We start from the raw sequence: 13,849 nt of genomic DNA on the forward strand, positions 1-13,849 counted from the left end.
GCCCCAAACTTATCAAACTGCATTTAAGTGCACTGCAAGCATTTGCTCGCCTGTGTCTCAACTGCGTGGCGCATTCTATGCAGCACACCTAAAAGTGTCAACTCGTTTTTTAGGAATTTATTCTATCTGCTACAAATTCAATCGCTTTGGATATTCTTTGTTCAGAACGGCTTCTTCCAATTAAAAATAACGTAATATCAAGGCCTGGTGACTGCCCTGCTCCAGTGACAGCTACGCGTAATGGCATACCGACTTTGCCCATACCAACATCAAGTTCGGTTGCAGTCTCTTCGATCGCTTGGTGAATTGTTTCAGGTGTCCACTCAGTTAAAGCGGCTAATTTCTGTTGCACTAATTGCAATGGCTCAAGTGCTACACCACGTAAATGCTTTTTCGCCTGCGCTTCATCAAACTCGTCAAAATCTTCATAGAAGTAACGACTAGAGGCCGCTAACTCTTTTAACGTCTTAGCGCGTTCAGCCAGCGCAGTCACTACCGCAGATAATGCTGGGCCATTTGAGGTATCAATCTTTTGGTCATCCATGTGCCATTGCAAGTGGGTTGCCACATATTCAGGATCGAGTGTCTTAATATAGTGTTGGTTCAACCAAATTAACTTATCGGTATTAAAGGCTGAAGGTGCCTTGTTAATATCGTCTAACTTAAAGTATTGCTTCATTTCCTCGAGAGAGAAAACTTCTTGATCGCCGTGCGACCAACCTAAGCGTACTAAATAGTTGAGCAGCGCTTCGGGCAAATAGCCATCATCACGGTATTGCATTACGCTCACCGCACCATGACGTTTCGATAATTTAGCGCCGTCATCACCTAGAATCATTGATACGTGGGCATATTCAGGAATAGGTGCACCCAGTGCTTTCAGGATATTGATTTGGCGCGGCGTGTTGTTGATATGGTCTTCCCCACGCACCACACAAGTGATCCCCATATCCCAATCGTCTACAACTACACAGAAGTTATAGGTAGGAACGCCATCGGTACGGGCGATGATCAGGTCATCTAAGGCATCGTTTGAGAATTCTATGCGACCACGGACATGGTCATCAAATACCACAGAACCGCCGATAGGATTTTTAAAACGCACGACATAAGGCTCATCGGTGTCACGGGCAGGCAAATTACGGCAGCAACCATCATACTTTTGTGCTTCACCATTTGCCGCTTGTGCTTCCCGTAATGCATCAATACGCTCACGAGAGCAATAACATTTATATGCTGTGCCCTGCTGTAACATTTGCACGATGATCTCGTTATAACGATCAAAACGTTTAGTTTGATAGTATGGGCCTTCGTCCCAGGTCAAACCTAACCAATTCATGCCTTCTAAAATGGCATCGCAAGCAGCTTGAGTCGAACGTTCAATATCCGTATCTTCAATGCGTAATACAAACTCACCATTATTGGCACGGGCTTGTAGCCAAGAATAAAGTGCAGTACGGGCACCGCCCACGTGCAAAAAGCCTGTTGGGCTTGGGGCAAAACGCGTCTTAGTTGTCATAATGGGACACTAACCTATATAAAGTCGTCTAGATAAAGACAATCACAGTAAAAAGTGCGCTTATTCTAACAGTCAAAGTCTGCGCTGCAAATGGGCCATACTGGCCAGCATCATATATCTCATAAAATAGCCCTACCGAGTCGGGCTTCCTTTATATAGATAATCATCATCCCTACTGAATGGCAGTTCAAAATGCAGAGGGAAATACTGCTAAATCTTCAATCCCCTTATTAATGTATTAAGCCCCCCTATGCTGCAATTAACCCAAGAGACTGAAATGTTGTTAAATGCGTTAACGGCTTAATAAAGTAACACTTTGATTGATGGCGTGATTAACAATAAGCCAATGCGAACAAAAATAGCGCGACCAATGCTTTTTTCATTAAAAAGCGTTGACACTAGATCGAACCTCCCTATAATACGGCTCCACACAGCGAGGTCGATTAGCTCAGCTGGGAGAGCACCTCCCTTACAAGGAGGGGGTCACTGGTTCGAGCCCAGTAGCGACCACCATACTTTTTCCCCTGTTAAACTTTACCCTCAGCCTGACTCAACTATGCTTGATCTAGATCAGTGCATACTTAATTGGCGATTTCACATTTAATGACCTGTTAAATACTAAACTCCATTGCCGCCCATGCCTGATGTCACTCTGCCTTTGGCATACTTGGAGATCAACACTATGGCCAGTGTCAGCCAATCCGCCTCCTTAACCCATATTGCGGCTTACCTAAAACACACCCACTGCTGTGATGAGCAAACTGCCCTAAAGGAAGCACGGGAAGTCATGCAGAATCTGGTCAGCATGCGCCAAAAAGGCTATATCACGGGTTGGTATTTTGATGAACACGGCCACTTAGAATTGCTTCCCAGCGATGCCATTCTCAAACGCATTGGTGCTGAAGACGACTGATTTCCCAATGCTATAGCTCTTAGTCCTTCCAAAGCCATATATCATGTGTTTTCCTTAGATGCGCCTTTCCCTTCGCTTAAACCATGCCATCAACTTTTTCATTTCAGCTACTTTTCAAACTATTTTTGATCTGAAAATAACTAATTATGCTTACTTAACCAGCAATGGCGGAAAACTCATTAATAAGGTGGCAATAAGCATTTGGGTGGATTTCCACCCAAACCCAACGCAAGCGTGAGCGAGATCTCACCCACTAAACTAAAAGTGTGACAAACATCAAATGAACTACACTTTAGTAACCAAACACTTACAGAACGCAGCGTAAGTTGGCGTGGTATTTGCCTTTAGTAAGACAGACCTCAGGGAAATCAAGGCTGTATTCCTGCTCACACTTGGTAACAAACTAACCAAGACTGGGGACAAATCCTAACAACAGAAAAAGGAACTCAAAAATGACATTGAATCAACAGATTGGAATAACTCGCCCATTGAAAACCGTTGCAAAAATGCTTGCCCTCGCTTCCGTTTTCGCAACCAGCTTTAACCTGTTCGCCGCTCCAGTTGAAATCAAATTTTCCCACGTTGTCGCGGAAAATACGCCAAAAGGTCAAATGGCCCTAAAATTTAAGGAGCTCGTTGAGCAACGTTTACCGGGTGAATACACTGTTAGTGTGTTTCCTAACTCACAGTTATTTGGGGATAACAATGAGTTAGCTGCACTATTGTTAAACGATGTGCAATTTGTGGCACCTTCACTCTCTAAATTTGAGCGCTACACTAAACGCCTACAAGTATTTGATTTACCATTTTTATTTGATGATATGGATGCAGTAAACCGCTTCCAACAGGGGGATGCGGGTCAAACTCTGCTGAACTCCATGAGCCGTAAAGGAATTGTCGGTTTAGGCTATCTACACAATGGCATGAAGCAATTCTCTGCCAATACTCCGTTGAAACAACCTTCCGATGCCAAAGGTCGTAAGTTCCGTGTCATGGCCTCTGACGTATTAGCGGCTCAGTTTGATGCAGTGGGCGCCATTCCAGTGAAAAAACCTTTCTCTGAAGTATTCACCCTGCTACAAACCCGCGCCATCGATGGCCAAGAAAATACTTGGTCTAACACTTACTCACAAAAATTCTATGAAGTTCAAAGCCATATTACTGAAAGTAACCATGGTGTTTTAGATTACATGGTCGTGACTTCTGATGCGTTCTGGAAAAGCTTACCCGCTGACAAACGTAAGATCATCAAAGAATCATTAGATGAGTCCATTGCATTGGGTAATAAAATCGCTGCCGAGAAAGACAACCAAGATAAACAGCTAATCCTTGATTCTAAACGTTCCGCGTTAGTGACGTTAACTCCAGCTGAGCGCCAACAATGGATCGATGTGATGAAACCTGTTTGGACTAAGTTTGAAGATCAAGTCGGTAAAGATGTGATTGAAGCCGCTGTTGCTGCAAATAAACAATAATGACAATAAACCGCTTAACCCTATTTGGGGTTAAGCGGTATTTCAGCGAGGGGAGTACTGCTGTGATATCGCGAATTTTTGGTTACTTTGAAGAAGGTGTGCTCAATCTACTGATCACCTTAATGACACTACTCGTATTTTCCGAGGTCGTAGCACGATTTTTCTTCCATACAGGTTTTTTATGGATCCAAGAGCTCACATTGACCCTTTGTGGTTGGTTTGTGTTATTTGGCATGTCCTATGGCGTAAAAGTCGGTGCTCATATCGGTGTCGATGCCTTTGTGAAAACCCTGCCACCTAAGGCAAAAAAGATCACATCCTTAATCACAACCTTGATTTGCTTAACCTACTGCGGACTCTTTCTAAAAGGCAGTTGGTCTTACCTATCGCAAATGTACCAAATCGGTGTGCCAATGGAAGATATCCACTTCCCGCGTCTTCTGTTAAACAGTTTAGATCCTGACTTTGCATGGAACACACTGAGAATCGATGTTGAAGATGGTGCGGTGCCCATCTGGTTATCCCAAAGTATTCTGCTGATTGGCTTTAGCATGCTCACATGGCGTTTCTTTGAGCTCTTTATTGCCATTTTACGCAACCAAGTCTCTGGTCTCCAATTTGCCGATGAAGCGAAAGAAAGTATGCATTTAATTGATGAAAGTGCCCAACAGGCACATACCACTCTGACATCGGACACAGACAACAAGGAGGCGAAATAATGGCTATTGCAACTCTATTTACCGCCCTGCTCGTCTGTATGTTTTTAGGCATGCCCATCGCGATTGCGTTAGGTTTTTCTAGCATGCTGACAATTTTATTCTTCTCCAATGATTCACTCGCCTCAATTGCACTAAAGCTGTATGAGTCCTCATCTGAGCATTACACGCTGCTGGCGATTCCTTTCTTTATCTTGTCTTCCGCCTTTCTCTCCACCGGTGGTGTTGCTAGACGGATTATCGACTTCGCCATGGACAGCATTGGCCATATTCGTGGTGGTTTAGCCATGGCATCCGTGATGGCCTGTATGCTATTTGCTGCAGTATCGGGTTCATCCCCAGCCACAGTGGCAGCCATTGGTTCGATTGTGATCGTGGGCATGGTGAAAGCGGGTTACCCCGAAAAATTCGCCGCAGGCGTGATTACCACATCGGGTACGCTTGGCATTTTGATCCCGCCTTCGATTGTGATGCTGGTTTATGCTGCGGCGACGGAAGTGTCAGCGGCCAGAATGTTTATGGCGGGCTTAATCCCAGGTTTGATGATGGGATTCCTGTTGATGGTCGTTATTTATATTATCGCCCGCTTCAAGAATCTGCCCTCACGCCCTTTCCCCGGTTTTAAACAACTTGGGATATCCAGTAGTAAAGCCCTCGGTGGGTTAGCCCTTATCTTTATCGTGTTAGGTTCAATCTATGGTGGTGTGGCAAGTCCAACTGAAGCGTCGGCCGTGGCCTGTATGTATGCCTATTTTATTGCCGTATTTGGCTACCGCGATATTGGTCCGTTAAAGAATGTTGCTTGGCGCAATCCAAACGAAAATCTCCTCGCGGCAGGCGTACGCAACTTAGCTCATATGCTGTTAGGCTTGATTAAAACCCCGATAGATAGAGAAGTGCGTCATGTCGTGCGTGATGGTGCCAAGGTCAGCATTATGCTGCTGTTTATCATCGCTAACGCTATGCTGTTTGCCCACGTGTTAACCACGGAACGCATTCCACATATCATCGCCGAATATATTGTGAGTATGGGCCTACCCGCTTGGGGCTTCCTGATCATCGTTAACTTGCTGCTACTCGCTGCGGGTAACTTTATGGAGCCTTCTGCCATTGTGCTCATTATGGCGCCAATCCTTTTCCCAATCGCAACCCAATTGGGGATTGATCCCATCCATTTAGGCATCATCATGGTCGTAAACATGGAGATTGGGATGCTAACACCGCCGGTGGGGCTCAACCTCTTCGTGACAGCGGGGATCACAGGCCGCAGTATTGGTTGGGTTATTCAATCCGTGCTTCCGTGGTTAACGTTGATGTTACTCTTCCTAATCCTTATCACCTATGTGCCGCAAATATCGCTGTTTTTACCCGAACTGCTTGATAAGCTGAGCGGATATTAATCTCAAGGGATAAAGATTATTCCTTGATTCTAGATAGTTTTTAAGCGAGCCTATTCAGGCTCGCTTTGTTTTACCTTAAGTGATAATCAGGATTACCCGCAATGCTACCCATGACGCCAAAAGCCAAGCAACGTCTTCTTCTGACCATAGTGCTACTCGCGGGCCTATTTGCTATTTTGAAATTAACCTATTGGGTACATTTGCATCAGGGCAAAGTGGAGATCCAACAGCAATCGGAAAAGCAATTAAAGGAGCTCGTTAGCTTTTTGGATGGTGCCCTCTCCCGCTATGAAAGCATTCCCCATGTACTCTCAACAAACCCTATGCTGGCTAATGTGCTTAATGATCAGCAAAATCCGAAAAAAATCCAAGAATTAAACCTCTATTTAGAGGAAATACAGCACGTTACAGAAGCATCAGACATTTATCTTATCGATGCATTAGGGATTGCCATTGCCGCCAGTAACTGGCAACAGAGCTTCTCTTTTATCGGTAAGGACTATTCCTTCAGACCCTATTACACCGATGCCATCTCGGGTAGCTTGGGCCGCTACTATGCGGTGGGTACTAGCTCAGATAAGCGCGGTTTTTACTTTTCATATCCCATTTATCAACGGGGAGGCAAAGGCATACTTGGGGCCATTATCGTGAAAGTGGATATAGCCGATATAGAACAACAGAGCACTAGCATAGCGATGGCGGGGCAATACCAGTTTTTGATCAGCGATCCCGACGATATAGTGTTTATTTCCAGCGTTGACGAATGGCGCCTAACATCTCTTACACCGCTGACTCAAGCGAAACAGTATGCACTGAATGCTTCAAAACGCTACGCCGAACGCCCTATTGGTGAACTATTAATAAAACCTCAATATCAAACAGATGGCAGCAGTGGCCATATATATCAAATCCGCGATGGTAATACCCTAGCCCAGTATATGGATACCCACCATTTGATGACCAAAGCGGGTTGGCGCGTGCATATTCTCTCGCCGATGAAACCCTTACTCGAGTCAATGCCTGCGATGATGTTACTGTCGGCCTCCATTTATCTATTACTGGCACTGGGGATTCTCTTTAGCAGTGAACGACGTCGCAACCTACAACGCATGCAACTGGCACAAAACCTGCTCGAACAACGGGTCGAAGAGCGAACTCAAGATCTGCAACAAGCAAACAATCGCCTGAAAGATACCCAAGATGAGTTGATCCAGGCGGCCAAACTCACTGTTATCGGCAGTTTATCGGCAAGCATCAACCATGAACTCAACCAGCCCTTAGCCGCCCTACGCAGCTATGCGCAAAATACTCAAACCTTCCTTGCCCGCAATATGCAGGATAAGGCATTGGATAATCTTAAGATTATTATCGAACTCACAGATAGGCTCGCCGATATTGTCGGCCAATTTAAAAGTTTTACCCGCAAGAGCCAAGGCACCGACAGCGCCACCGACATTAACCGCTGCATTAAGCAGGCGCTGACAATAGTTCAACCCGAAATTGACAAGCAAGGGGTTGAGTTAGATGTACAATTGCCCGAGGGACAATACCAAGTCTGGGGTGATAAGGTGAGATTACAGCAGGTGTTTGTCAATATTATGAGTAACGCCATTGTCGCCATGCAACTATCGGTTAAACGGCGTCTAATTATTCGTGTCACCAGTGAAGATAAATTCTGTATCAGCATTCAAGATTCGGGGCCAGGAGTCAGGGAAAGCCAAATGGAAAAAATCTTTGAGCCCTATTTCACCACTAACGAACGCCATGGCCTGGGGCTAGGATTATCTATCTCCCAGCGCATTATTGAATCTATGCAGGGTCAGATCAATGTCGCCAATGCCGAAGATGGCGGCGCTATTTTCCACATTATTTTACCGATTTATTTGCTCGAGGAACGTTAGTCTCATGAGTTTGCCCACATCAATCCAAGACTATTCGGTGCTTATCATCGATGATGAACTTCATATAGGCACAGTATTAGTGCAACTATTTGAACTTGAAGGCATTAAAGCCATCGCCAGCACTGAACCTAAAGGCATAGCTAAATTACTGGATAAAGACTGGGCAGGAGTCGTGATCTCCGACGTCAATATGCCACAACTCGATGGCATCAGCTTGATGCAACAAATTCGCCAACAGGACCCAGATCTCCCCGTAGTGCTACTCACAGGTTTTGGTGACATAGCGATGGCCGTCAGTGCGTTAAAGCAAGGTGCCTATGATTTTCTTGAGAAACCCTTCAACAACGAACATATGCTCGATGTCGTGAAACGCGCCCTTGATAAACGCAGCCTAACCTTAGAAAACCGTAAACTAAAGAAAGAGTTAGAAAGTCAAAGCATTCCAGGCCCTCGGATTTTAGGCCACAGCGCCGGCATTAACCGAATGCGTCATATCATAGATCAAGTGATAGATACCCCCGCCGATGTATTAATTGAAGGCGAGACAGGGACAGGCAAAGAACTAGTTGCCCGTTATTTACACGATCATAGCAGCCGTAACCAAGCCAATTTCGTCGCGATTAACTGTGGCGCTATCCCTGAAAATCTGATTGAAAGCGAGCTATTTGGTGCCGAAGCTGGCGCATTTACTGGCGTAGATAAAATGCGTATAGGTAAATTCGAATACGCCAATGGGGGCACATTATTTTTAGATGAGATTGAGAGTACACCGCTGTCGCTGCAAGTCAAACTACTGCGGGTACTTGAAGATCGTAAAGTGGAGCGCCTCGGGTCAAATAAGAGTATCAACTTAGATATTCGCGTTATTGCAGCCACTAAGGTCGATTTAAAGAGCCTATGTGACACGGGGGAGTTTCGCCAAGACTTACTCTACCGTTTAAACTTAGTCACAGTGCCAATCCCACCACTTAGGGATCGCCGCGAAGATATCCCCCTATTATTTTTACACTTTGCTCGAGTCGCTTCGGCGCGATACCACAAGGCGCTTATCCCCCTCAATGCCGAGCAAAATGCCATTCTCACCTCACACGACTGGCCGGGTAATGTGCGAGAGCTGAGGAATCTCGCCGAACGTTATGTATTACTCGGTGGTGAAGCCGCCTTTGCGGGTAGCCTAGGAAATACCCCTAGCCTGCACTCCAGCATGTCACTGCTGCAACGGGTCGAATTCTTTGAACGCGTACTGATTGAAGAAGCCCTAAGTCATAACAAGGGCAGCATAAAACTCACGATGGAGCAACTCGAGCTGCCCCGTAAAACCCTATACGATAAAATGCGTAAATATGATTTAGACCGAAAACAGTATGTGAATTTAGAAGAGTAATAGAGAAAACCCCACGTAGCCGTCGTGGGGTTTGTCTTAGTTAAATACATTTGCAGTCAAATCGTTACCAGTTTGAGAGCTTCAACCCAACAAATACGTGAGGCACACTATTCCATCGGCGCTTCGATTGCACACATTCCCTTTTGGTTTTTTACATAGGGCGCGAGGATCGGCATCATTCCCTTCATCACCTGCAGCGGCAGCGCCGAGGTAAAGCTAAAATCATCGGATTTACTGCCCGGCACAAAGGCGGTTAGGGTGCCAAAATAGTTATCCCCTAGATAAAACACAAAGGTTGCAGTGCGGTTCATCGCCGTCGTGGCGACTTTTCGGCCCTGCTGCATTTGCGTCACAATGCGGTTATCACCTGTACCGGTTTTTCCGCCAATCGCCAACATAGACCCATTATCATCGGTAAATATGCCCTTAAGACGTCTTGCGGTGCCGTTTTGTACCACGTTTGCCAATGCCGCTTTGAGTGCCTGGGCGACTTCATGGCGCATCACGCGTTCACCTTGAGTATGTTGATTCTGCAGCCGGACCTCGTAGGGGGTATCTGCCGCAAAATGCAACTGATTAATACGCACTGTGGCCAATCTTACGCCATCGTTCTGGATTATCCCCATCAATTCGGCCAAGGCGGCAGGTCTATCGCCCGAACTGCCCAGCGCCGAACCTAAAGAAGGCACCATAGATTCAAAGGGATAACCTAAACGCGCCCAGCGTTGGTGAATATCGAGAAAAGCTTCCACCTCTAGCATCACCCGTACCCGCACATCACGGGCGTTCTTATGCCGAGTCCTAAAGAGCCAACGGTAAACTTCTTGGCGTTCATCCTTACTGGCCTCTTTCACATCGTTTAGATTGGCCTCGGGATGTTGATTCAAATAATCGAGTACCCACAACTCAAGCGGATGCACTCGCGCGATATAACCTTGATCCGGCAGGTTATATTTCTCTGGGCCGTATTTGTTATATAACTCCTTAATACGCTTATCGCTGTAACTATTTTGTGGCAGGCGCTGCTGTAAAAAGGCCTTAAAGGAGGCGATAGACTCATTGGGCTGCAAATACCGATAGGCCGCAGTGAGTTGTTGCTCCGCCTGGGTTTGGCCATCAAAGAACAGATCCAAGCGTTCGTTAGGCGCCACTTTCTTATATTTACGGTAGAACTTAGTCACAAAAGTATTGCCTTCACGGTCGGCAAATATCCGCAAATACTCCTCACGGCGGGGATCTTTATCATTTCGCAGTAGCTGGGCCATATTGCCTTCATTTTGCATACTGCTGCTGTAGTTCACTATGTCACGCATCAAGCGCACAAAGGGCAAGTTAATCGAATCTTGCAGCGCCTGGTACATGGTCGGAGTCTTAAGATCCTCCGTCTTTTTAAAGTTATTAAACACATGCAATCCACCACCAGTGAAAAACTGCTCATTTGGTGATGCAGAATATTCCCGTTGCAGGGCAGCGTCTAACATGCGGTCGAGGCGTCTATCTGGGTTAGCAATCAGATAATCGATGGCCCAACGGGTCAAATGATCCCTAGGTTCTATGATGATCGATTCCAATTCAATCCCGTGTTTTTTCGCATATTTATCATGGATCTCTGCGATGATTTCCAGATAGGTCGCTAATACACGCAGTTTCGCGGTCGAGCCGAGTTCTAACTTACTTCCCTCATTGATATCAAAGGGTTGGTCGGTGCTGTCGGTCTGAACCCTAACGCGGTTAGCCGTATCGGTACGCTCGTATAGGGTAAAACTATAGAGCACATTTTGCAGTTGGCTTGGTTCCAATAAACGCTCACCCAACAGGCCCACCTGCTCCGCGGTTGACACTTTCCCAAGGCTGCGCAAGTAATGGCTGACCTGTTGCTGCAATTCACTGTGTAGGCTGCTATTGACCGTGAGATCTAATCGATCTAAATCATATAAGCCGACGTTTAACATCCCTGCGGTGCGAATACGGATAGTATTAACGCCTTTATCGCCCCCCGATGACTGGGTATTACGTTGGGGTTTAGCCACCTTAAATTGCAATCTCTGTGCTAATGCGGCATCCCTTAGGCCACGGTCTATCAGGTAATATTGACCGAGCAATCGAATGTGGCTATCAACTAAATTTTCAAGATCTTCATGGCCTTGTAATAAATAATAGGAAGGTCGACGCTGGGCAATCATCAGGGCAACCACTTGGCGGAACACTTGCCCACGCTTGGTCGCATTCGCTTTGATTTGGGGTGAGGCTAATAGCTGATTTGCCGTATCGAAATCGGTACCAAACCATGCCCAAAGTCCATCACCAATCCCATGTACTTCGCCGTGATTGGGCGCCGAGGATAAAGGCACGGTATTTAAATAATCTTGAACTATACGTTTACGGGCGGGTTCAGTTTTTTCCCCCTGCTGATACACTCGCACAGTCGCAGAGCCAATCTGCAGCAATTTATCTTTAATACTCAAGGTTAAACCTTGGGAAGAATGGCGAAATTTCTCAATCTGGGTCGCCAGTGTACTACCACCGGCGGTAGAAACATTCATCCCTAGCATTTCAGCAATTTGACTCATTCCCGCCACCACAAATCGTGGCCAATCGATCACAGGGTTAAGCTTCTCTTCGGTTGTCCATAACTCTCGATTTTCGATAAACAACAAGGTATTGATGATCTCGTTAGGGATCTTATCGTCATCCTGATAGACACGTTTAGGGTAGGTAAACTCGTATAGATCGGTATTACGGCAGTCGAGTAAAGTGAGTCCCGATTGCGCTTTCTCATGGTAAGGCGGGAAAAATCCTAATTGTGCATATTCCTGCAATGCCGGCGAAAATGCCACTTGCTGGGTGATCTGAAAATTGCGCTGCAATAGTCTGTCAATATATTGGGGTAACTTACTGTAACCATGGCGCTCATCGAAAGGACCGTAACTTGGGTAAATAATCGATGATGTCGGTTCGCTTCCCAATTCATAGGTGAGTTTCTGAGCATATTGGTTAATGTATTTTGCCTGATAAAAAGAAGTCTTAATCTCTTGACCAATTAAAATCGCTAAACAGAGTATCAAAATAAAAAATAGGAACCATGCACGTCCCTTAGATCTGGCCTTACGCTTAGGCTTGGCCTTAGGTTCGGGTTGCGGTGGACGAGGACGATAATTTTCGAACTTCATCTCTTGCGTAGAATTAGGCAAAACTGCTCCAAAAAATCACTAAACTCACTTTTTCACGTGGGATCTGATAACCCACTCATGCTGGCAACAGAGGTTGAGGACTAAGTTAATCACAGCTCAACACTCAAGTAATGCTCATTTCACCCATCGGAGGATTTCCTTTTCCTATGTATCGACTTTGACCCTTTGGAGCAATCTAATTTGTCGTCAGATTTTTCGCTATTTTAATGAGTTAACTCTTCATCTCAAAGTGGTTTACCTAAAAATATTTACCACTTGTCCTTTGAGAGATTGTCTCAGCCGATAATGGACTCATCCCAAATAAACTCACGAAAATGCTTACGGCAAACCGATTCATAACTTTCGTTACCACCAATCGCCACCTGCTCACCTTCGCGCATCACCTTGCCATCACCATCGAGGCGCACCACCATGTTAGCTTTGCGACCACAATGACAGATAGTCTTCAACTCGACTAACTTGTCGGCCCAAGCCAGCAAATAATGGCTGCCGCTAAAGAGTTCCCCTTGGAAATCCGTACGCAAACCATAACACAATACTGGAATATCTATTTTATCAACAACATAGGTCAATTGCTTAACCTGCTCTTTGCTTAAAAACTGACACTCATCCACCAATACGCAACTCAGTGGCATTGCCTGGTGTGCTGTTTGGATCATATCAATAAGATTATCTTGGCTGCTAAAAACCTGCGCGTCAGTCTCAATACCGATACGAGAAGCTACTTTGCCTTTACCATACCTATCATCGATAGAGGCCGTCATCACTAAGGTATTCATCCCGCGTTCGCGATAGTTATAGGAAGATTGCAATAAGGAAGTAGATTTACCCGCGTTCATTGCTGAGTAATAAAAATAGAGTTGTGCCAAAACGAATACCCTTAGAAACGTTATTTATTCATGTCTGTCGCCAGAGCTAAATTAGGTAATAGTCTACCATTAGGCTCCATATCAGAACACTAGCCAGCCCTAAGCTTTAAGTAGAAATTCAGCAGTGTCGCCATAATTTCAATTTTGTCATGCCTATAAACTCGCCTAAATACCAACTAAGTGAGTCAATTAACGGCCCACATAGAGCAATATTTGTTAACTCTTCGTAAAACATCAAATTGTTAATTTAACCTTAATTAAATCTTAAATACTGTTTTATAAGTAAAAATTAATGAACATTAAATGTTAAAAATGAGATCCACCTCCAAAGTAATAGACACAAATGCGGTAAAGCTCAAAAACCAAACAATAAATTAACCCTAACATCTACTTCGAGACAATTTGTGCTCAATTAAAAAAATAAAGTATTCGATAGCATGCAAATTAAAACCCGCGGCTCAAAGCACTAATCTCCCCTGCA

General features: G+C 45.2%; 9 protein-coding genes and 1 tRNA gene. 7 read left to right on the top strand and 3 right to left on the bottom strand.

The genetic code is table 11. The features are described from left to right. Positions 1-109: 109 nt before the first annotated feature. The gene (gene gltX / locus SOHN41_RS12495) at positions 110-1,519 is read right to left on the bottom strand and encodes a glutamate--tRNA ligase (protein ID WP_007649479.1); all 1,410 of its coding nucleotides are present in this window, start codon (positions 1,517-1,519) and stop codon (positions 110-112) included. A gap of 437 nt (positions 1,520-1,956) precedes the next feature. Here gltX and SOHN41_RS12500 point away from each other — a divergent pair. From SOHN41_RS12500 to SOHN41_RS12530, 7 genes are all read left to right on the top strand, one after another. Beyond that, positions 1,957-2,032 (top strand) — tRNA-Val (locus SOHN41_RS12500). A 169-nt stretch (positions 2,033-2,201) separates the two neighbouring features. Beyond that, entirely contained in the window at positions 2,202-2,432 is a 231-nt protein-coding gene (locus SOHN41_RS12505; RefSeq protein WP_007649480.1) for a hypothetical protein, read from the top strand. Between the two features lie 452 nt (positions 2,433-2,884). Continuing rightward, on the top strand, positions 2,885-3,907 hold the full coding sequence (locus SOHN41_RS12510; RefSeq protein ID WP_007649482.1) for a TRAP transporter substrate-binding protein: 1,023 nt from the start codon (positions 2,885-2,887) through the stop codon (positions 3,905-3,907). A 62-nt stretch (positions 3,908-3,969) separates the two neighbouring features. Then, positions 3,970-4,626, top strand: coding sequence for a TRAP transporter small permease (locus SOHN41_RS12515; protein ID WP_037459056.1), 657 nt, complete (start codon positions 3,970-3,972; stop codon positions 4,624-4,626). Then, positions 4,626-6,023 carry a TRAP transporter large permease gene (locus tag SOHN41_RS12520; RefSeq protein WP_007649484.1) on the top strand — a complete coding sequence of 466 codons (1,398 nt, stop codon included), beginning with the start codon at positions 4,626-4,628 and terminating at the stop codon, positions 6,021-6,023. Before SOHN41_RS12515 ends, SOHN41_RS12520 begins: the two co-directional genes overlap by 1 nt. A gap of 101 nt (positions 6,024-6,124) precedes the next feature. Continuing rightward, positions 6,125-7,924, top strand: coding sequence for a sensor histidine kinase (locus tag SOHN41_RS12525; RefSeq protein ID WP_007649485.1), 1,800 nt, complete (start codon positions 6,125-6,127; stop codon positions 7,922-7,924). A gap of 4 nt (positions 7,925-7,928) precedes the next feature. Further along, positions 7,929-9,308 carry a sigma-54-dependent transcriptional regulator gene (locus tag SOHN41_RS12530; RefSeq protein WP_007649486.1) on the top strand — a complete coding sequence of 460 codons (1,380 nt, stop codon included), beginning with the start codon at positions 7,929-7,931 and terminating at the stop codon, positions 9,306-9,308. Between the two features lie 107 nt (positions 9,309-9,415). On the opposite strand, the gene SOHN41_RS12535 is transcribed toward SOHN41_RS12530, so the two are convergent. Beyond that, the gene (locus tag SOHN41_RS12535; protein WP_007649487.1) at positions 9,416-12,499 is read right to left on the bottom strand and encodes a transglycosylase domain-containing protein; all 3,084 of its coding nucleotides are present in this window, start codon (positions 12,497-12,499) and stop codon (positions 9,416-9,418) included. 275 nt (positions 12,500-12,774) lie between these two features. Beyond that, positions 12,775-13,368: a thymidine kinase gene (locus SOHN41_RS12540; RefSeq protein ID WP_007649488.1), complete on the bottom strand. Its 594-nt coding sequence runs from the start codon at positions 13,366-13,368 to the stop codon at positions 12,775-12,777. Positions 13,369-13,849 lie beyond the last annotated feature (481 nt).

It is taken from the genome of Shewanella sp. HN-41, from assembly GCF_000217915.1.
In the GTDB taxonomy this organism is placed as follows: Bacteria; Pseudomonadota; Gammaproteobacteria; order Enterobacterales; family Shewanellaceae; genus Shewanella.